The following is a 19,463-nucleotide window of genomic DNA, read 5'->3' as shown; positions in this document are numbered from 1 at the left end:
TCTCAGGCCTCAGCGCACGGTCGAGAAGCGATAGACCAGCGTGTGGACATATTCCTTGCCCGGATCGAGCCGGGCCGAGCCGAACTGCGGCTTGTTCGGCGTGTCGGGGAAGACCTGCGGCTCGAGGCACAGCGCGTCGGACTGGCGATAGACCTTGCCCGACTTGCCGACGATTGTGCCGTCGATGAAATTGCCCGAATAGAACTGCAGCCCCGGCTGGTTGCTCCACACTTCCATCTGGCGGCCCGAGCGCGGATCGGTCAGCCGCGCGTGCAGCACCGGCACGGTCGAGGGCGCCTTCTGGATCACCCAGTTGTGGTCATAGCCGCGCCCCAGCACCATCTGCCGGTCGCTCCCGTCGCGCAGCCGCTCGCCGATCGAGACGGGCTTGCGGAAATCGAACGGCGTGCCGGCCACGGCGCGGATCTCGCCGGTCGGGATCAGGGTATCGTCAACCGGGGTATAGGCCTGTGCCGGGATCGTCAGCAGGTGATTGAGAATCCCGTGGCCCGAACCTTCGCCCGAGAGGTTGAAGTAGGAATGGCCCGTCAAGTTGACCACGGTCGCCTTGTCGGTCGTCGCCCGGTATTCGATCGACAGGGTGCCCTGCTCGTCGAGGCTGTAGGTGACGGTCACCTTGAGCGTGCCGGGATAGCCTTCCTCCCCGTCGGGGCTGACATAGCTCATCGTCACGTGAGCGACCGGCCCCGAACTGACGTCCAGCACCTGCCACAGCTGCTTGTCGAAGCCGCGCATCCCGCCATGCAGCGTGTTGGGCCCATCGTTCTTCGCCAGGGTATAGGCCTGCCCGTCCAGCATGAAGCGTCCCGCGCCGATCCGGTTGGCATAGCGCCCCACGGTCGAGCCGAAATAGTTCGGCTTGGCGAGATACCCGGCTAGGTCGTTGTAGCCCTCGATCACGTCCTCGCTCTTGCCCTTGCGGTCCGGCACCTTGAGCGCCTGCAGGATCGCGCCGTAGCTCAGCACCCGCGCCGAATGGCCGTGACTGTTGCTGAGCGTGATCACTTCCACCTTGCGGCCATCGGGCAGGGTGCCGAAATCGGCGCGCTGGGCGTCAGCGGCCACGGCCGCGCCCCCCGAAGCGGCAAACGCAAAGGCCGTGCAGGCGGCGGCAAAGCGGCTGAACATCAAGTCTCTCCCCTCTGTAATGTGGCATGGCAGCGCGGATCAGCGCACGAAGGTAACGGCCACCGGCTTGGGCGAGGGCAGCGACTTTCCGGTGGGCGACAGCAGCCCGCTGCGCGGATCGACCTTGAACACGACCAGCTTTTCCGGCCCTTGCTGAGCCACGACCAGCCAGCGCCCGGTGGGATCGAAATCGAAGGCCCACGGCGTCGGCCCTTCGGCGGAAAGGCGCTGCAGCAGGGTCAGCTTGCCGGTCCGCGGATCGGCGCGATAGACCAGCATGGCGCCGTCGCTGCGGTTGGCCACGTAAAGGAACCGGCCGCCCGGCCCGAAGCGAATCTCCGCCGCGCTGCGCACCCCGGTAAAGCCGGCCGCGTCGGTCGAAACCTTCTCAATCGGGGTCAGCTTGCCGGTCACCCCGTTCCAGGCGAAGGCGACGATGTCGGCGGTGAGTTCGTTGACCAGATAGACGAACCGCCCGTTGGGGCTGGCCTCGAGATGGCGCGGTCCCGATCCCGCCGCGCCCACGTAATGCGCCGCGGCGCCCGCCGCCGGCTCGGACAGGCGCCCGGTCTTGCGGTCGAAGGGATAGACGAAGACCCGGTCCGCCCCGAGGTCGGAAACCAGCGCGAAGCGCCCGCCCGGAGCAAGGATCACGCCGTGAGCGTGGGGGCTGGCCTGTCGCGGCGTCGGGCCCGAACCGGTGTTCTTGACCAGCGACAGCCGCTCACCCAGCGACCCATCGGCCTTGACGCGGATCGAAGCCACCGAGCCGCCGCCATAATTGGCCGCGAGCAGAGTGCGGGAAACCGGATCGAGCCAGAGATTGGTCGTCCCGCCGCCCCCGGTCTCGGCCTGGCCGATCCGGGTCAGCGCCCCGGTGGCGCGGTCGATGCGATAGGCGATGACCACGCCCGAGCCATTGTCCGCGCCGGTATAGAGGATCGGCAGGGTCGGATGGCGCACCATCCAGAACGGACGGTTGACCTTGTCGACCGTGCCGACCGCGCTGAGCGCGCCGGAGGCCGGATCGAGCCGGACCCCGCGCAGCTCGTCGCCCTGCATGCCGACATAGAACAGCTCGCCCCGCTGCGCCGGCGCCGGAGCGGCGGCGCGGGCCGGCAGGCCCGTAATGGCGGCAAGGCCGATCAGGCTGGCGGCACTGGCAACAAGAGCCCGGCGGGCAAGGCTGGCGGTCAGGCGCATATGTAGTCCACTCCCGTTATCACGTGGCCGCCGGTGCTACCGGTCACAGCCTTCCACCGTCCGACGGTGGGCGCCATCATATTCACCCGCCGCGCGGAGCGTCCATCCTTATGCCGGACGGCGCGCGTACCAGCCGAAGCCGGCGATGATCGCATAACAGATCGCCGGAAGGAACAGGCCGATCGAGAGCGAACCGGTTACGTCGGCGATCATGCCCGTCAGCAGCGGCACCACCGCGCCGCCGAAGATGGCGACGTTGATGATCCCCGAGCCGTCGGCCGCGCGCGGCCCCAGCTTCTCGCAGGCGAGGCTGAAGATGGTCGGGAACATGATCGAGTTCATCAGGCCGATCGCGAGCAGGCTGTAGCCCGAAACCACGCCGGTCGTCTGGGTGGAGATCGCCAGCAGTGCGATCGCCCCGCAGGCGACGGCGGCCAGCACCTTGCCCGGGCTGACCATGCGCAGCACGGCCGAACCGATGAACCGGCCGACCATGGCGCCGCCCCAATAGAGCGGGATCAACTTGCCTGCGGCCTGTTCCTCCAGCCCCATGACGTGGGCCTGCTTGAGGTAGTTGACGATCAGCGAGCCGATCGACACTTCCGCTCCGACATAGAGGAAGATGCAGAGCGCGCCGAAGCCGAAACGGGTCCGCTTGAGCAGGTCGAGCCCGGCAAGGCCGGTGCTTTCCTCGTGCTTCTCGCTCTTCAGCGCGTTGCGGAACATCCAGACCGCGCCCGCCACCACGGCCAGCGCCACGGCGAGGCCAAGATAGCCATTGACGATCGCGCCGGTTTCCTGGGTGCGGTAAGCGTCAAGCTCCGCTCCCGACAGGTCGCTCGCCGAGACCTTGGCCAGGCTGCCGAGGATCAGGATCGAGCCGACATAGGGGAAGATCGTGGTGCCCAGCGAATTGAACGCCTGGGCAAAGGTCAGGCGGCTGTGCGCCGTCTCCGGCTTGCCCAGCATGGAAATCAGCGGGTTGGCCACGACCTGGACGATCACCACGCCGCTCGCCAGCACGAACAGGGCGAGCAGGAAGACGCCGTAGGTCGCGGTGTGGCTGGCCGGGATGAACAGCAGGCAACCGACCAGCATGGTCAGCAGGCCCGCCACGGCGCCGCGCATGTAACCCAGCCGCTTGACCAGCCGCGCGCCCGGAATGCCGATCACCGCATAGGCCGTGAAGAAGCAGAACTGGACCAGCATGGCCTGGGTATAGTTGAGCGTGAACAGCTCCTTGAGCTTGGGAATGATCACGTCGTTCAGCGAGGTGATCCCGCCGAAAATGAAGAACAGCCCCATCACGAACAACTGGAGCTGCGGCGCCTCAACGTTCTCGCCCGCTTGCTGCGCCGCGCCGCCTGACTGGATCGCCATGTAAACCCTCTCTTCCCAAGTACCGTCGCGGCTGAAAGCCGCTGATCCGGGCCGGAACTAGCCCCGGCCGGGCCGGTTCGCCCTATCAAATCAACCGCAGTCCCAAACGGAAACCGCGCGGATGCCGCGCGGACATGGCACAGAACCAGTCCGGCACAAACAGTGCCTACGTATGCAGGCCATGCGATGAAAGCCTAGAAGGCGGTAAAACGGCTCTGAAAAGTCGCCGCAATCTCGGCCAGCACCGAAACGGCCAGCAGGTTGGGATCGCGCAGGCGCGGCACCAGTCCGATCGGCGCGCGGATTCGCCCGATCGCCGCCGCGTCGCAGCCGGCGGCGGCCAGCGCCTCGGCCCGGCGATCATGGGCACGGACCGAACCGAGCGCACCGATATAGAAGGCCGGACCGGCCAGGGCCTCAAGCAGGACCCGCTGCTCCCACTCGTGATCATGGAACATCAGCGCGATCGCCGTGCCCGGATCGGCGCCGAGCGCCACCGGAGACGACAGGCCCGACAGCGCCCGCGCCGGCAGTCCCGCCCGCCGCGCGGCGGCAAGGCTGGGCTCGTCGGGCGAAACCAGTTCGGCCGCCATGTCCGAGGCGGCCCCCAGCCGCGCCAGCAGCAGCGCCTCGTGACCCGAGCCGACCACGACCAGCCGGATCCGGGGATGCAGGGCAAAGGCCCAGCCGCCCACGGGCGCCGCGGCTTCCGGCGCGGCCCAGCCGATCGTGCCGCCGGGCCCGAGCAGGATGGTTCCGGCCGCGCGCTCGTCGCCGGTCAGTGCCTCCAGCACCGCAAGCTGGTCCGGCCCCACCGGCACGACCAGCAATTCTATCCGCCCGCCGCAGGGCAGGACGATGTCGATCCGCCCGCTGCCCCGGCCATAGGCGAGCGATGCGGGCGCCCCCTTGGCAATGGCCCGCCGCGCGGCGGCCACGAGATCGCTTTCGACGCAGCCGTTGGAAACGAAGCCGACCGCCTCCCCATCCGCGGCGACCGCCATGCGCAGGCCCGGCGCACGAACCGATCCGCCCTCGACCGAGGTCACGAAGACCAGTGCCACCCCCCCGCCCACGCGCTGCAGGGCGAAGGCGGCTATGTCGCGCGGGTGGCTGACCATGCTATCGCGGTTATCGCGCGGTTCCATAGACGCGCGCAGTAGCGGGCGAACGACAGGCGGGCAATGCAGGACAAGAGCTTGGAATGGAGCGCGACCGGCCTGGTCCTGCTCGGCGCAGGACGATCCAGCCGCTTCGGCCGCAACAAGCTGGCCGAGCCGCTCGGCGGCCTGCCGCTGCTGCGCCGCGCAGCGCTGGCGGCCGCCGCCTTCCCGCTGGCCCGCCGCGTCGCCGTGCTCGCGCCAGAAGCCCCGTCGCTCGCCGACCTCGGCTTTGACGAGGTGCGCCTGACAGGCCCCGAGGCCCCGCAATCGGCCTCGCTCGCCGCCGGGATCAGGGCCCTCGGCCCGCACGACCTGTCGGCCATCCTCGTCATGCTGGGTGACATGCCGCTGGTTACCCCGGCTCACCTCGAAGCCCTGCGCGCCGCCTTCGACCCTGCGCGCCCGGTGTGCAGCATGGCGAGCGAGGCGCGCTGCCCCCCGGCCCTGTTTCCCGCCGGTTTCGCCGCCGAACTGGCCGGCCAGCAGGGCGATCGCGGCGCCCGCGCCCTGCTCGCCGGAGCGTTGCCGATCGCCGCCGATCCGACCATCCTGCTCGATGTCGACCGGCCGGGAGACCTCGCAGCCGCGCAGGCCCTGCTAAACTCCGGCCCCACCTGAGCTTTTCCACAAGCGCCCCACCAAACCGATGAACCGTTTGCCGCAGGGGGTGAAGCGAGCCCTGCCGGGGTTACAGAATCCGTTCGCGCCTGCAACAAGTCCTGCCCATGACGGGTCGGGTTCTTGGCGCTCTTGGCGCACTGCTGATGATGGTTGCGATGCCTTCCGCCGCACAGGCGCGGCTGCAGTGCGTCGCGTTTGCGCGCAGCAATTCCGAAATCCAGCTGACCGGCAATGCGCGGGACTGGTGGGGCAATGCCGAGGGCGCCTACGCGCGCGGCGAAACCCCGCGCCCTGGCGCCGTGCTCGCCTTCCGCGCCACCCGCGCCATGCCGATGGGCCACGTCGCCGTGGTCTCCAAGGTGGTCGACGAACGCCACGTCCTGCTCAACCACGCCAACTGGTCGCGCCCCGGCATGGTCGAGCGCGGCGTCATGGCGGTCGACGTGTCCGAGGCTGGTGACTGGAGCGAAGTCCGCGTGTGGTATGGCCCGACGAAGTCGCTCGGCATGCGCAACTCGCCGGCCTTCGGCTTCATTTACCCGACCGACCTCGCGGCCGCCGACGCCCCGATCAAGCACAAGGGCTGATCGAGCCCCGACGAGACCGACGAAAGGCCGCCTCCGGGCGGCCTTTTCGTGTCAGACCGCCACGCGCAGATTGCGCACCCGGTCCGTCGCGAGCAGGGCGATGACCTGCTCGTAGTTCAGGGCTCGCCAGTAGAAGTGGCCCTGCACATATTGGCACCCCGCCGCGTCGACCAGTTGCTGCTGGTGCTGGGTCTCGACCCCCTCGGCCACGACCTTCATCCTGAGGGTCCGCCCCAGCGCGACGATCGCCCGCAGGATCGACTGGGCATCGATATCGGTCTCGATCCCCTGCACGAACGAGCGGTCGATCTTGATCCGGTCGAACTGGAAGGTGCGCAGGTAGGCCAGCGAGGAATAGCCCGTGCCGAAATCGTCGAGCGCGATGCGGAAGCCCATGTCCTGCAATTCGTTGAGCAGTTGCATGACCCGCTCCGAACGGTCGAGCAACACGCCCTCGGTGATTTCGAAAGTGAAGCGTGTCGGATCGACCCGTTCCTCGCGGATCAGCGCCTTGAGATTGGGCAGGAAATCGCGCGCCACCAGTTGCAGGGGCGAGAGGTTGACCGAGATCTCGGCCGTGCCGAAGGCCTGGCTGTCGGCAAAGACCTTGCGCAGTACCCAGTCGCCCAGCTGCGGCATCAGGCCGCATTGCTCGGCCACCGGCACGAATATCCCCGGTCCGATCTCGCCGCGATCGCGGTGAGTCCAGCGCACCAGCGCCTCGAAGCTGGAAATCGACCCGTCGCCGACATGGACGATCGGCTGGTAGACCATCGACAGCGCGTTCATCGAGATCGCGCGGCGCAGCTCGATCTCCATGTCCTGGCGCCAGCGGATCGTGGCGTCCATGTCGCGCGTGAAACGGCGATAGCGTGCCCGGCCGCGCTGCTTGGCGCGGAACAGGGCAATGTCGGCATTGCGCAGCAGGGCCTTGGCATCCTGCGCCTGTTCCGGCGCCCACGAAATCCCGCACGAGGCGGTCACCGGAATCGAATGGCCGAACACCTTGAAAGGCTCGGCAAAGATCGCCATCAGCTCGGCCCCGAGCGCATCGGCGCCCTCGCGGCCCGTGTCGGTCCGGCGCATCAGCACGAATTCGTCGCTGGCGAGGCGGCCGAGCAGGTCACCCGGCTGCATCCGCTCGCGCAGCCGCGCCACGGCCTGGACCAGCAGGTCGTCACCCACATGGTGGCCAAGGCTCTCGTTGATCGCCTTGAAGTGATCGAGGTCGAAATAGGCCACCTGCACCTGCTTGCCGAGCAGGTCGTGCGCGCCCGAACCATTGGTGCCGGAACCCTTGCCCCCCGAAACCTCGGTCAGCGTCGCCGCCAGCCGCTGCAACAGGTGCGTCCGGTTGGGCAGGCCGAGCATGGGGTCGTGCAGCGCGTGGTGCTGGGCCTGGGCCTCGCTCGCCGCCAGCTCGCGCGCGACCTTGAAGGCACTGCGCACCAGCAACGAACCCAGCACGAGCACCACCACGAAAAAGCAGAGATAACCCGCCAGGAGCGGCAAGGTCCGCCGCCGGAGCAGGGGGCCGACCTCGTTGGGCTGCCACGACAGGAAGCCCAGCACCTGCCCATCAGGCGCCGACAGGGCGACACTGTTGCGCCTGCCCTGCTGCGGCGCCGACCGGCTGTAGCGCATGTCGCCGAGCATCACCTGTCCGGCGAATTCGCCAAGCATCGCTCCATCGAGGTAACGCAGGGCCACCACGTGATTGGGCGTGCGCCGCAGCAGGCCATAGTCGGTGTCGGGCAGGATCGAGATCACGGTCATCACCGCCGGGCGGCCGCGGTAATCGGTCAGCCCCGCGGTCCAGCGCGGCAGCGGCCGGCCTCTCGCGTCCTGCGGCCAGGCGGTGTCGGCCAGCGTGCGAGCGCCGGCCGCGCCGTGCTGGGGCGCATGGTTCGCGCCCATTTCGGCCAGGGCGCGGCGGGTCTGCGTGGCGAGCGGAGCAAAGGCCGCCGGGCTGGCCGGGCGGCCCTCGTGCCAGGCCCGCATCAGCTCGCCCTGCGGCGTCACGAGGAAAAGCTCATCGGCCGAGACCTTGGTGGTCAGGAACTGGCCGATATACATGTCCGCCCAGGCCGGATTCCAGGCGAAGCCCTGCCCGCCGGCGGCGCGGATGGCGTCATCCCAGGTCAGCTGGATCGATTCGGCGGCCACCAGCGAGCGCATCATCACGTCGAGCTGGTTTTCGACCAGCCGGCGCTCGTTCGCCTGGGTCAGTTCGTCGGCGACATTGGTGGCATGAAGAAAGCCCCCGAACAACGCAGCCGTAAAGGTCAGCAACGCGACGAGCGTCGCGAGCAGGATCCGGCTCATGCCGGCTTCGGCGCGAATCCAGCCGCGGATCAGCGCCGCAAGCCTGCCAGGGTTAGCCATGCCAGCGCCTATGACCGGCAAGAGGCGAAAAACTCGTTAATCCCGGTACTTGGTTTTCGCCGCAAGCGCCGAAGGGGATTCGCGGTCCCGCCGCCGGCTCAAACCTCAGTAATCCTTGCTGACTTTCACGTCGGCACCCTGCCGTCCGATGCTGGAAATCGTCGCGATGATCGAGAGCCAGCGGGTGACTCGGTATTCGAGCTGGGTCGCATTGTAGCCGCGCCCGTCGCTGACCACCTCGGCATAGAGGCGGCGGCCGATATATTTGCCCACGGCCACCGAAGTGCCGCGCCCGGTCGCCGCATCGGCGCCAAGGATGCGCAGTCGGTCGAGCCCGATCGCGGTGCGCAGCTTGTTGATCGGGTCGAGCCCGCCGCCGCCGCGCAGCGCCGCCAGCGCGGCCCCGATCTGGACCGCCTCGGGCGCCGAGATCTGGGTGATCGAAGAACCAAACAGCAGGCGCGACAGCAATTCTTCCTCGGGCAGCGAGGGCACCGAGGTGAAACTGATGGTCGGCTTGGAGGCCGTGCCGGTCACCGTCACCGTCGCGGTCAGGCCGGTCATGTCGGCCGTGGCGGCGATGTCGAGCCGCGGATCGGGCGGGCTGTCGCCGTCGAACGTGATCAGGCCGCGCGTCAGGTCGAAGCGCTTGCCGGCAAAGTCATAGCCGCCGCGCACCAGTTCCGCCCGGCCGACGATGCTCGGGCTGGCGGTGGTGCCCCGGATCTTGAGGTCCGCGCTCCATTCGCTGTCCAGCCCCAGCCCTCGCACGTCGACATGCGAGGGCGCCGAGGCATCGACCAGATAGCGCCAGGGCGCTGCCGGCGCGGTCACCGGGGCAACGTCGGCGCGCGGATTGATCTCGCGTGTTTTCACGTTCGGCAGTTCGGTCGCCGCCGTCGCCCGGCCAAGGTTCCACCGCGCGCTCTCGACCGAGAGCCGTCCGGCGATGGTCCCGCCCATCCCGTCCGAGACGATCCGCAGCGGCCCGGTAACGGTCGCGGCCATGTCGTCGCGCGCGATCAGCGCGGCATTGCGGGCCGCGAGGCGAATGTCGATTCCGGGCCCGCGTCCGTTGCCCATGTTGGAAAGGTCGACCTGCCCGCTGCCGCTCACCTGCCCGCTGCCCGCCCGGCCCGCGAACGAGCTGATCTGCAGCCGCGATCCGGCGAAAGTGCCGCGCGCGGTGATCGCCTGGATGTCGGTCCCGGTCTGGGCGCTCTGCAGGCGCAGCCCGGTCGAGGCGAGCGATCCGCGGATTTCGGGGTCGGCCAGGGTCCCGGTAAAGTCGGCCGCGACGTTGATCGGCCCGGTCAGGTCGAAGGTCTCCAGCGCGGCGAGGCGCCACAGCGCATCGGCCGGACCGGAATAGCGCAGCTGAGCGAAAAGCCGCCCCGCCGCGAGCCGGTCCCACAGCGTGCCCGACGGCGCCAGACCCTCGACCCGTCCCTGCAGGCGGCCGAGCGCGGCGCTGCCGTCGCGCACCGTCGCCCGTGCCTCCAGCACGTTCGGCTCCAGCTTCGCCACCAGCGACAGGTCGACCGGGCGCGAGGTCAGGACCAGCCCCGAGCGCGACAGACCCTTGATCTCGAGCCGCGCGTCAGCGCTCGGGGGGCCGTCCTGCACCGTGCGCCAGGTCACCTCGCCCGAGGCCTTGCCGCCAAGGCCGAGATCGGCGGTCAGCACGTCGACCAGCGCCAGCGGCATGTCGGCCATGCGCAGGTTGAGCGTGGTCATCGGCCCGATCGTGCCCTGGGCCTGAAGCCGCCCCCCGGCATAGTCGAGCTCGGTCGGCGCCAGCTCCCAGCCCTCGCCGGCGCGGGTCAGCACCGCCCGGCGCGGCATGGCGATGGTCTGCCCGGCAAAGTCGCCGCCCGCCAGCACCGCATAGCGGTCCGGCGCGAGGTCGGCGAGCAGGTTGAGGTTGAACCGGCTGCCCCGCCGCCCTGACAGCGAGGCAGTGATCCGCCCGCTCCCGTCGGTCAGCGCGGCATTGGCCGAAAGGCGCCCGATGAACAGGCTGCCTTGCTGCACGCCCTCGGCATAGGCCTTGCCGGTCACGCTGGTATGCCCGTCGACGATCGTGCCCGTGGCATCGATCCGGGCCATGCCGATGGCGATCGGCGTGGTCCCGCCGAAGCTGGCATGATCCGCCACAAGGGCCACCGCGAAGCCTTGCCCGCCGCCGCGCGGGGCCAGGGTGATCGTCCCGTCGAGCCCGCCCCCGGTCAGGGCCAGCTTGCCGTCAGCCCCGCCGCTGCCCAGCACCAGCGTACCGCTCACCGCGGTCTTCCAAACGTCGAGCTTCTCGATCTCGATCCGGGTCGGACCGCCCGGCGGCGAGAACAGGCCTAGCGTCCCCGCGAACGGCCCCAGCGTGGATTGGCCCGAGGTCTCGATCCGGAAGCCCTGCGGGATCGGCGCAAGCGCCACCCGCACATCGCGCAGACCCGCCGCCGGCAGCGGCCGGGCGAAGACCAGCACGGCGTGCGGCCCATCGTCGGCCAGCCGGGCATCGACGGTGAAGGCCCCGAACCGGGTGTGCCGCCCGCTCCCGGCGACGGTGGTCGAACCGTCCGCCGCCAGCCGCCCGTCCAGCATCAGCGACAGCGCGCTGCCATTGACCGTAACCCCGCGCAGCACCATCGGCCGATTGCCTCCGACCGCAACATTGCCGCCGAACTTGATGCCAGTCCCCGCCAGCGTCGTCAGGGTCGGATTGCTCACGCTGGTCATCCGCCCGCGCACCGCAGCCGCCAGATTCCAGGGGCTTTTGCCGAAACCTAAAGTCAACTTCAGGTCGGCATCGGCAAGCCCCAGATTGCTGAGCGCCAGCCCCCGCGCGGCCACCGGCCCGGTCAGCCGGGAGTCGCCCGTCTGCAGCGAACCGTCGAGCGCCAGCGCTGCGCCCACCCCCGGCGCGCCGATCACCAGTTCGTCGGCATGGACGTGGTTGCCCACCACGACGACCGCACCTTTGGCGCTGCCCTTGGTCAGGCGCGGATCGATGATCGAATTGCCGGTAACGATCCGTCCGGTGGTCAGGGCCAGCGGCAGGGTCCAGCGCGTGTCGGCCCGCACGATCCGTCCCTGCTGGACCGGATTGTCGAGCCGCACCTTGCCCGAGACGAACCGCCGCGCGGTGATCCTGTGATCGATGGTCAACCGCCGAAACGGCCCGTCGACCGTCGCCGCCAGCCGCGCATCCTCCAGTCGGAGATCTTTGCCCAGCAGTTCGGGATCGCGCAGCACCGCATCGAGCTTGAGCGCGCGGAAGGCATTGCCGGCCAGATCGATCGCCCCGGCTGCTTTGACCTCGGCGCCCTGGCCCTTTGTGGCCAGCTTGCCGGTGAGCACCGAGCTGGCCAGCCGCCCCTCGCCGTTCACCACCACGGTCGGCCCCGTCGCCCGGGCCGCGACCCCGCTGACGAAACCGGCGGGATGGACCTGCCCCGCAACAGAATAGAGCCCCGCCCGGTTGCCGATCGCAAGGTCGGCGATGGCCCCCTTTGGCTGGGTCACCAGCGCCCGCCCGCGCCAGTCGGCATAGCGGCCCGCACCGTTGACCTTCGCCGCAATACTCTCCTCGGCCCCCATCAGCGTGGCGAGAAACCCGCCCTTGGGCGCGTTGTAGTCGAGCGCGATGTCGAAGCGGTCGGCCTTGGGCTCACTGTCGAGCTTGCCGTAGAGACGGTCCTGCCCGCCCAGCTGGGCGCGGGTCTCGAGCAGGGCCCTGCCCTTGCGGATATCGGCCTTGGCGACGAGGTCGATCCGCCGCTGCTCGCCCATCATGCCCCTGGCTACGGTCAGCCGGTCGAATTCGAACCGGTCCACCCGGATGTCGAAATCAGGCAGGATCGGCGCGTCCGGCTCGCCCGGCTTCAGCCTCGGCCCGCGATAGAGCGTGCCGCGCCGCAGGATCAGCTTGCGCACGTCGAGCCCCGAGGTGAACCAGTGCAGCGGCCGCCAGTCGACCTCGATCACCGGCACCCGCATGAACAGGCCCTGCGGGTCGGAAAAGCGCACGTCGCGCAGCACGGCCTCGCCGAACAGCGAACCCTCGAACCGCCCGACCTGGACCCTCAGGCCCGAGGCCGGCGCATATTTCGCGATCCGGTCGACCACGAAGCGATGCCCGATCGGGCTTTCCAGCGTGAGCAGCCCGATCGCGATGATGCCCGCCACGGCAAGGAAGAACGCGATGATCCAGCGCCGCCAGCCCGACAGCAGCCACGGCCGCCGCCGCACCGTCACGACCCGCTCGCCCACCTCCTCGGGCGGTGCTTCAGGCGGGGAGGGCGGTGCGGCGCTGGCCATCAGAAGGCCTGACCCAGCGCGACGCTGACCGTGATCCGTCCGTCGCCCGAGCGCGGGTTGAGCGGCGTACCAAGATCAAGCCGGAGCGGCCCGAACCCGGTCTTGTAGCGCAGGCCGATCCCGGCCCCGTAGCGCATGTCCTTCAGCGTCGGCGTCACCGCTTCCGACACGGTCCCCGCATCGAGGAACGGTACGACCTGCAGCGCCCCGCCGAACAGGCCGGTGTCGATCCGCGCCTCGGCGCTGAACTCGACCAGGCTGCGCCCGCCCGAGGGATCGCCGGCCGTATCGCGCGGCCCGATCGCCTGATAGCCATAGCCGCGCACCGAGCCGCCGCCGCCGGCATACCAACGCCGCGAGGGCGCGATGTTCTCCAGCGCGGTCCCGGTGATCGTCCCCACCCGGGTCCGCCCCGCCAGCACGACCCCGCCTCCAACCGACTTGTAGGCCGAAAGGTCGAACTGGAGCCGCGCATATTGCACGGTCGGCCCGTCGAGCTGCTTGGAGATCTCGGGCGAGGCCGAGAGCGACGTGCGCCAGCCCTTGGTCGGGTCGAGCAGGTTGTCCGAATGGTCGATCGCCCCGCGCAGCGGCAGGGCGGCGATGAAGTATGTGTTGCGCGGCACGAACTGCCCCTCGACCGAGCTTTCGCGCTCGGCCGAGGCGAGAATCTCCAGCCCGGCGGACCACGACCACGGCTTCTGGAAGAACAGCGTGGTCAGCTTCTCGAAGGTGGTGGTGAAGGCCAGGGTCCGCGCATTGTAGGCATCGCGCGCCACGGTATCGGCATAGACGTCGAAGGTCAGCACCTGATCGCGCCCGTGGAAATTGTTCCACCGCACGGTCGATCCGATCAGCTGTTCCTTGGTCCCGGCAATGCCGCGCAGGCGTAGCATGCCCTCCGGCGGAAACAGGTTGCGATGCTCCCACGAGGCTTCGAGCCGGAACCCGTCGCCGCTCTCATAGCCGACCAGTCCGGCGATCGTGCGCAGCGGCCCCGGGGTCAAGGCAACGTCCAGCGCCACTTCCCCGGCCTGTCCCGGCGCGGGCGGGGCAGCCGTCTCGCGCGGAGTGACGGTCACGGCCGAAACCAGCCCGGTGGCCAGGATCGCGCGCTTGAGGTCTTCCTCCTCGCTGCGCTTGTAAAGGTCCCCGCGTCGGAACCGGGCAATATCCTCGAGATGGTTCGACGAAAGGAACCCCGGGTTCTGGCTGACCACGGCGCCGAAGCGGTATTTCCCGCCCGGCTCGGCCGGGATGGTCAGGTCGCCCTCCTCGCGCTTGTGATCCACCAGCAGGTCCGGCGCGCCAACCTTGGCAAAGGCATAGCCGCCCTCGCCCAGCGCATTGTCGAGCTTGTCGCGGCCGGCCACGATCTTGTCATTGTCGAGCCAGTCGCCGACCTTGATCTCCACCGTATCGCGCAAGGGCTGATAGTCCGGACCGGCAGCGGCAAGGTTGCCGAACTCGACCTTGCCATAGCGGTAGCGAGCTCCCGGCAGCACGTCGAAGCGCACCGAGACTTCGCCCGGCGCCGCCTGCTTGTCCGGCCCGGGATTGCCCAGCGTCTGGGTCACCACGGCATCGTAATAGCCGTAGATCCGCATCAGCCGCTCGAGCAGGTCCTTGTCCGAGCGCGCCCGCGCCGCGACCTTGGCCAGCTCGTCCGGATTGGCCCCTAGCTTTTCCAGCGTCGAAAGCTTGCGGAAACGGTCGAGGAAAGCCTCGCGCTCGGGGAAATTGGCAAGGTTGGCCGGGAAGACCAGCACCAGATTGTCGGAAACCCTGACCTCCTCGCCCCGCTCCGCCCGCTCCGAGGCAAGCGGCGAGGCGGCGGCGGCATCGCCCAGTGCCTGCTGCACGTCGGTCTCGGGCGGAAGGTCCGCCAACGTGTCCGGCGCGGTCACCGCTGCATCATCGGGCCACGGCACGGTGATGCCCGGCTGCTCGGCCAGCGGCGAGGCGGGATCTAGGTCAGGCTCGGGCGTCGCGGCCGCCGAAGCCCCCTGGCCGGCCCAACCCTCGGGATCGGCCACGGCCGCATCGGGGATCAGGTCCTCGAGCTTGGGCTCGGCCTGCTGGGCCCGCGCGGAAACCGGCGCGAGGCACAGTGCCAGCGCGATCAGCGACGCGGCGAAATCAGACGAAAATCGCGTCCCCCTCGGCGCCGTCGATCCGGCCCATGCCGTCCTTCGGGGCGGCGGGCGCAGTGCCTTCGCCCCGGCGGGCGGAGGCAACGGATTGGATGAGGCGGTCCTGATCGGCATCGGAAAGCCGTTCCCAGCCGTTACGGCCCAACTTTTCAAGGGGGCGATAGCGGATTTTGTACTGCATCCGCTCCGATCCCTCGACCCAGTAGCCAAGATAGACGAAAGGCAGGCTGGCCAGGGCAGCACGGCGGATGTGATCGAGGATGATGAAATTGCCAAGCCCGGTCCGCGCCTCATGATCGGGATCGAAGAAGCTGTAGATCATCGACAGTCCATCGCCCTGGCGGTCGGTAAGGCATGCGCCGACCAGGCGACCCGGCGTGATCCCGTCCCCAGGCTCCCTGTATTCAATGACAAAGCTCGTGACGGGCGTATGTTCCACCATGTCGGCAAAATCGCTCTCGTCCATCTGCGCCATGCCGCCGCCGGGGTGACGCGCGCCGAGATACTTGCGCAGCAATTCGAACTGCTCCGAGGTCGCCCAGGGGCGGCATTCGGAAATCTCGAGGTCCTCGTTGCGCTTGAGGTTGCGGCGCTGGGTGCCGTTCGGGCGAAACGCCTCGGCCACCACCCGCACCGAAACGCAGGCCGAACAATCGATGCACGAAGGGCGGTAAGCGACGGTCTGGCTGCGGCGAAAACCGATCCGGCTGAGCGCGTCGTTCAGGGCATCGGCATGGGCGCCCTTGAGCTCGGTGAAGACCTTGCGCTCCATTCGGCCCGCAAGATAGGGACACGGCGCGGGGCTCGTCACGAAGAAACGGGGAAACCGAACCGGAGCCGTCACGCGCGCTTGCTTCCTTGACCCGTCGATTGCTGCAGCGTTCTACCACAGAACGCGCCCTTTCACTGCCGAATATGCATCCTCGGGAACCGCGAAGAAAGGGCCTTAACCATCAATTAGCCTTAATGCCGAGATTTTTGTGCCAGCCCCCCTCCGGGCGGGTTATCTCAGGCTGAAAAGCGCTTCACGCGCGCCCGCCGCAAGACCCTGTCTTCCAGCGAGAAATAGAGTTCAAGACAGTCCTTCCGGCCCCCGCCCCCACCATCAAGGCACGAGGCGGCAAAGGCAATGTCCGTGCCCGAGCGCAGGCGCGGCGGCGGCGGCACGATCAGCGGCTCGATGCAGCGGTCGACCACGCGGGTGTAGTTCTCGTCGAAGGCGATCCAGCCGATCCGCCAGCGCGCATCGTCGGTCGCGCCGTTGTAGAACATCACCGGGCACTCGCCCGGCGGCGCCGAGATCGGCCCGGTCGAGAGGTGCCAGTTGTCCCAACCATCGGCGCGGATGGTGAAGGGATCGTCCACCACCTCCCACGGCCCTTCCGGACTGTCGGACAAGGCGAGGCCGATGCGCGAGGCATTGTCGCGGGCATATTCGTAGAACAGGCGGTAGCGCCCATCCGCCCCGCGCGCCACGGTCGCCTCCTTGATGTTGCCCTCGCCCTCCGGCGCCTTGAGCAGGACCTGCTGCTTGGTCAGGTCGTCCATGTCGCTTCCACGCGCCACCAGCAGCGAACCCTGCTCGCGCCGCGCGTCGACCCCGGTGTAGAACACCAGCAGTTCCCCCGCCTCGGAGACGACGACGGTCGGGTCCTCCACACCCCCGGCGTCGAAATCGGCCGGGCCGGGCACGATCGCCGGCTGCTCCTGCATGGCGAAGGCCAGCCCGTCGGCCGAGCGCCCGGCATAGATCACCCCCGTCGGGTCCTGCGGCCCGAGCGGATTGGGGAGAACCCGCACCAGCAACCTGATCCCGTCCTCGCCGCGCCAGACATAGGGGCTCATCAGGTCGTGCCCGGCGAGCAACCCGTCGGCCCCGGCAATGTCGAGCACCACCACCTCGATTCCCTCGACCGCGAAGTCGACCGTCATCTCACACCCCCTCATGCGCCCAGCGCCACGGTGAGCGACAACGCCCCGTCGATAGTGACGGTACTGCCGGTGATGTAGTCGGCCACCGGAGACAGCAGGAACAGGACGAGGTCCGCCACTTCCTCGGGTCTTCCGGCGCGGCCCCACGGAATCGCCGCCTCCTTGGCCTTCAACTCGGCGGGATCGTCGATGGCCGACTGGTTCATCGGCGTCAGGATCATCCCCGGCGCCACGGCATTGACCGCGATGCGGCGCGGCGCAAGCTCCAGCGCGAGCGTGGCCGTCAGCTGCGCCAGCCCGCCCTTGGCCGCGTCATAGTCGAGCCCACCCGGACGCGGCGCTCGCTCGTGGATCGAGGAGACGTTGACGATCCGCCCGCCGCCCACAGCCCCGATCCCGCGCACGAAACGGCGGCAGGTCAGGAACGGGCCATAAAGGTCGGCGCGCAGCACCCGGTCGAACTGGGCCAGTTCCATCCGCTCGACCGGAGTGCCGGTCATGTTGAGCCCGGCCGAATTGACCAGCAGCCCGGCCGGTCCGAACGCCGCCTCGGCCGCAGCGAACAGGGCCTCGACGTCTGCCTCGCGGCCAACGTCGCATTGCCGCGCCAGCGCCCGCCCGCCAGCCGCCTCGATCTCCGCGACGACTGCTCCGGCAGCGGCCAGATCGGAGAAACAGGTCAGGGTCACCGGGTGCCCGGCCCTGCCGAGGGCAAGGGCACAGGCCCGCCCGATGCCGGATTCCCCGCCGGTGACCACGGCGGCTTGCTGTTGCGTTTCCATCCCCGGTCAAACCCCTGCGGGGCCGGGAGGTTGCATGAAATTTCCGTCACCTCCCGCGCCGGCGCCCTGCACCCGCGCGGGAACGGTGGGTCAGTTCACGTCGACCTGGCTCACATCGTAGCCCTTGGCCCTGAGCGCGGCGACCAGCGCCTCGAGCTGCTCGCGGTCGCGCGCCTCGCACTCGATGTCGGTGATCAGGCCCTTGGCCGGCAGATGGGTAAAGATCCGCTGGTGCCAGATCTCGATGATGTTGATGTTGTGGGCGTTGAACTCTTCCATCACCTTGAACAGGGCGCCGGGGCGGTCCTGCAGGGTGAGCCGCAGCCGTGCGAGGCGGCCCGAGCGGGCAAGATCGCGCAGCAGCACGTTGGCCAGCAGGCGCGTGTCGATGTTGCCGCCCGAAAGCACGATGCCGACCTTGCGCCCGGCAAAGACCTCGCGGTTCGCCAGCACGGCGGCAAGGCCGGCGGCGCCAGCCCCTTCCACCACGGTCTTCTCGATCTGCAGCAGCAGCGCCAGCGCGCTTTCCATCTCGCTTTCGGTGACGAGGAAGAAATCGTCCAGAAGCCCGGCCAGCGAGCGGCTGGTGAAGCGCCCCGGCTCGAACACGGCGATGCCCTCGGCCAGCGTGTCGCCGCCGATCGGATACTGCGTACCCTTGAGCAGGTTGTACATCGAGGGAAACAGTTCCGGCTCGACCCCGTAGAGCTTGATCTCGGGATTGATCCCGCGCGCCGCCGTGCCCATGCCGGTGGCGAGGCCGCCCCCGCCCACCGGGATCACCAGCGCATCGAGCTGCGGCACGTCCTCGAGCATCTCGAGCGCCACGGTGCCCTGCCCGGCGGCCACGGCGGGCTCGTCGAACGGGTGGACGAAGGCCAGCCCCAGCTCCTGCTCCAGTCGCCGGGCATGGGCATAGGCCTCGTCGAAGGTCTCGCCTTCCAGCACCACCTTGCCGCCAACCGACTCGGTCTGCATCACCTTCACCATCGGCGTGGTGCGCGGCATGACGATCGTCACCGGAACGCCCAGCGAGGTGCCGTGATACGACAGGCCCTGCGCATGGTTGCCGGCCGAGGCCGCGATCACCCCGCGCTCGCGCTGCTCCTTGGGCAGCAGCAGCAGGGCATTGAGCGCGCCGCGCTCCTTGTAGGCGGCGGTGAACTGGTGGTTCTCGAACTTGATCCAGATCTCGCACCCGGCGATCGCGCTCAGCGTCTTGCTGAGCAGGGTCTGCGTGCGCACCACCTTGCCCGAAATTCGCTCCGCCGCCGCGCGAACGTCGGCAGGGGTGAGGACCGGTGCGGCCTCGGCGAGGGGGCTAGCGAGCTTTTCCATAACCGCCGCGCCCTAGTGGAAAACGGCGCGCAAGGAAACCGCTATTGCCCCGCGTCGGCAACGGCGGCGGCCACGCGGCGCCGCGCGAGCTTGCCCAGCACCAGCGCCACGACCAGCACGGCCACGGTATCGGCCACCCAGTCACGCGCATCGCTGTCGCGGTGCACGGCCGGAATCGCCTGTACCACCTCGATCAGCGCGCCCAGCACGGACAGGCGGAAAACCACCTTGAGGCGCGACACGGCGGGCCAGCCGAGAAAGGCCAGGACGGCCATCACGGTGAAGGCCAGCATGTGGTTGAACTTGTCGCCCAGCACGTCGGTCGGCAGGACCGGCTGCCGCGGCATCACCGCCAGGGTCGTCGCGCCGGCCATGGCAAGCCAGAACAGGCCGCGGGCCCAGGATTGAAATCGTTCAGCTGTCATGGCGGTCCAATAATCACTCACAGGTTAG

14 protein-coding genes are annotated in these 19,463 nt (G+C 68.9%); 2 read left to right on the top strand and 12 right to left on the bottom strand.

Going from position 1 to position 19,463, the window contains the following annotated elements; translation table 11 throughout:
• Window positions 1–9 precede the first annotated feature (9 nt).
• The 4 genes from H7F51_RS10625 to H7F51_RS10610 all read right to left on the bottom strand — a co-directional run bounded on the left by H7F51_RS10625 (window position 10) and on the right by H7F51_RS10610 (window position 4,880).
• Window positions 10–1,149, bottom strand: a complete 1,140-nt coding sequence (locus H7F51_RS10625; protein WP_185664285.1) for an aldose epimerase family protein — start codon at window positions 1,147–1,149, stop codon at window positions 10–12.
• A 39-nt stretch (window positions 1,150–1,188) separates the two neighbouring features.
• Window positions 1,189–2,352 carry a lactonase family protein gene (locus H7F51_RS10620; RefSeq protein ID WP_185664284.1) on the bottom strand — a complete coding sequence of 388 codons (1,164 nt, stop codon included), beginning with the start codon at window positions 2,350–2,352 and terminating at the stop codon, window positions 1,189–1,191.
• 108 nt (window positions 2,353–2,460) lie between these two features.
• Entirely contained in the window at window positions 2,461–3,732 is a 1,272-nt protein-coding gene (locus tag H7F51_RS10615) for a sugar MFS transporter (protein WP_185664283.1), read from the bottom strand.
• 194 nt (window positions 3,733–3,926) lie between these two features.
• Window positions 3,927–4,880 carry an XdhC family protein gene (locus H7F51_RS10610; RefSeq protein WP_185664282.1) on the bottom strand — a complete coding sequence of 318 codons (954 nt, stop codon included), beginning with the start codon at window positions 4,878–4,880 and terminating at the stop codon, window positions 3,927–3,929.
• Between the two features lie 36 nt (window positions 4,881–4,916).
• Between H7F51_RS10610 and H7F51_RS10605 the strand changes: the two genes are divergently transcribed.
• Both H7F51_RS10605 and H7F51_RS10600 read left to right on the top strand, forming a co-directional pair.
• Window positions 4,917–5,513, top strand: a complete 597-nt coding sequence (locus H7F51_RS10605) for a nucleotidyltransferase family protein (RefSeq protein WP_185664281.1) — start codon at window positions 4,917–4,919, stop codon at window positions 5,511–5,513.
• A gap of 107 nt (window positions 5,514–5,620) precedes the next feature.
• A complete protein-coding gene (locus tag H7F51_RS10600) occupies window positions 5,621–6,103 on the top strand; it encodes a CHAP domain-containing protein (RefSeq protein WP_185664280.1) in 483 nt (160 codons plus the stop codon).
• 51 nt (window positions 6,104–6,154) lie between these two features.
• Here H7F51_RS10600 and H7F51_RS10595 read toward each other — a convergent pair whose 3' ends face one another.
• The 8 genes from H7F51_RS10595 to H7F51_RS10565 all read right to left on the bottom strand — a co-directional run bounded on the left by H7F51_RS10595 (window position 6,155) and on the right by H7F51_RS10565 (window position 19,435).
• The gene (locus tag H7F51_RS10595; RefSeq protein WP_185664279.1) at window positions 6,155–8,488 is read right to left on the bottom strand and encodes a putative bifunctional diguanylate cyclase/phosphodiesterase; all 2,334 of its coding nucleotides are present in this window, start codon (window positions 8,486–8,488) and stop codon (window positions 6,155–6,157) included.
• Window positions 8,489–8,593: 105 nt separating this feature from the next.
• Complete coding sequence (locus H7F51_RS10590) at window positions 8,594–12,805, bottom strand: translocation/assembly module TamB domain-containing protein (protein WP_185664278.1); 4,212 nt, start codon at window positions 12,803–12,805, stop codon at window positions 8,594–8,596.
• Window positions 12,805–14,841: an autotransporter assembly complex protein TamA gene (locus H7F51_RS10585; RefSeq protein ID WP_343061272.1), complete on the bottom strand. Its 2,037-nt coding sequence runs from the start codon at window positions 14,839–14,841 to the stop codon at window positions 12,805–12,807. Before H7F51_RS10585 ends, H7F51_RS10590 begins: the two co-directional genes overlap by 1 nt.
• A 103-nt stretch (window positions 14,842–14,944) precedes the next feature.
• Window positions 14,945–15,802, bottom strand: coding sequence for an arginyltransferase (locus H7F51_RS18675; RefSeq protein WP_343061268.1), 858 nt, complete (start codon window positions 15,800–15,802; stop codon window positions 14,945–14,947).
• A gap of 164 nt (window positions 15,803–15,966) precedes the next feature.
• Complete coding sequence (locus H7F51_RS10580; protein ID WP_185664276.1) at window positions 15,967–16,890, bottom strand: glycoside hydrolase family protein; 924 nt, start codon at window positions 16,888–16,890, stop codon at window positions 15,967–15,969.
• An 11-nt stretch (window positions 16,891–16,901) separates the two neighbouring features.
• Window positions 16,902–17,672, bottom strand: a complete 771-nt coding sequence (locus H7F51_RS10575; protein ID WP_185664275.1) for an SDR family NAD(P)-dependent oxidoreductase — start codon at window positions 17,670–17,672, stop codon at window positions 16,902–16,904.
• Between the two features lie 90 nt (window positions 17,673–17,762).
• Complete coding sequence (locus H7F51_RS10570; protein WP_185664274.1) at window positions 17,763–19,010, bottom strand: threonine ammonia-lyase; 1,248 nt, start codon at window positions 19,008–19,010, stop codon at window positions 17,763–17,765.
• A 41-nt stretch (window positions 19,011–19,051) separates the two neighbouring features.
• A complete protein-coding gene (locus H7F51_RS10565; protein WP_185664273.1) occupies window positions 19,052–19,435 on the bottom strand; it encodes a VanZ family protein in 384 nt (127 codons plus the stop codon).
• Window positions 19,436–19,463 lie beyond the last annotated feature (28 nt).

Origin of the sequence: Novosphingobium flavum, assembly GCF_014230315.1 — a bacterium.
In the GTDB taxonomy this organism is placed as follows: domain Bacteria; phylum Pseudomonadota; class Alphaproteobacteria; order Sphingomonadales; family Sphingomonadaceae; genus Novosphingobium; species Novosphingobium flavum.
Note: the sequence above shows the minus strand (reverse complement) of the source record. Positions and strands in the feature narration are given on the sequence as shown.

What these genes read in the sequence shown, in the direction of transcription:
- H7F51_RS10565 (WP_185664273.1), bottom strand. Translation starts at nt 19,435, where the DNA reads ATGACAGCTGAACGATTTCAATCCTGGGCCCGCGGCCTGTTCTGGCTT.
- H7F51_RS10575 (WP_185664275.1), bottom strand. Translation starts at nt 17,672, where the DNA reads ATGGAAACGCAACAGCAAGCCGCCGTGGTCACCGGCGGGGAATCCGGC.
- H7F51_RS10600 (WP_185664280.1), top strand. Translation starts at nt 5,621, where the DNA reads ATGACGGGTCGGGTTCTTGGCGCTCTTGGCGCACTGCTGATGATGGTT.
- H7F51_RS10610 (WP_185664282.1), bottom strand. Translation starts at nt 4,880, where the DNA reads ATGGAACCGCGCGATAACCGCGATAGCATGGTCAGCCACCCGCGCGAC.
- H7F51_RS10620 (WP_185664284.1), bottom strand. Translation starts at nt 2,352, where the DNA reads ATGCGCCTGACCGCCAGCCTTGCCCGCCGGGCTCTTGTTGCCAGTGCC.
- H7F51_RS10590 (WP_185664278.1), bottom strand. Translation starts at nt 12,805, where the DNA reads ATGGCCAGCGCCGCACCGCCCTCCCCGCCTGAAGCACCGCCCGAGGAG.
- H7F51_RS10615 (WP_185664283.1), bottom strand. Translation starts at nt 3,732, where the DNA reads ATGGCGATCCAGTCAGGCGGCGCGGCGCAGCAAGCGGGCGAGAACGTT.
- H7F51_RS10625 (WP_185664285.1), bottom strand. Translation starts at nt 1,149, where the DNA reads ATGTTCAGCCGCTTTGCCGCCGCCTGCACGGCCTTTGCGTTTGCCGCT.
- H7F51_RS10605 (WP_185664281.1), top strand. Translation starts at nt 4,917, where the DNA reads ATGCAGGACAAGAGCTTGGAATGGAGCGCGACCGGCCTGGTCCTGCTC.
- H7F51_RS10580 (WP_185664276.1), bottom strand. Translation starts at nt 16,890, where the DNA reads ATGACGGTCGACTTCGCGGTCGAGGGAATCGAGGTGGTGGTGCTCGAC.
- H7F51_RS10595 (WP_185664279.1), bottom strand. Translation starts at nt 8,488, where the DNA reads ATGGCTAACCCTGGCAGGCTTGCGGCGCTGATCCGCGGCTGGATTCGC.
- H7F51_RS10570 (WP_185664274.1), bottom strand. Translation starts at nt 19,010, where the DNA reads ATGGAAAAGCTCGCTAGCCCCCTCGCCGAGGCCGCACCGGTCCTCACC.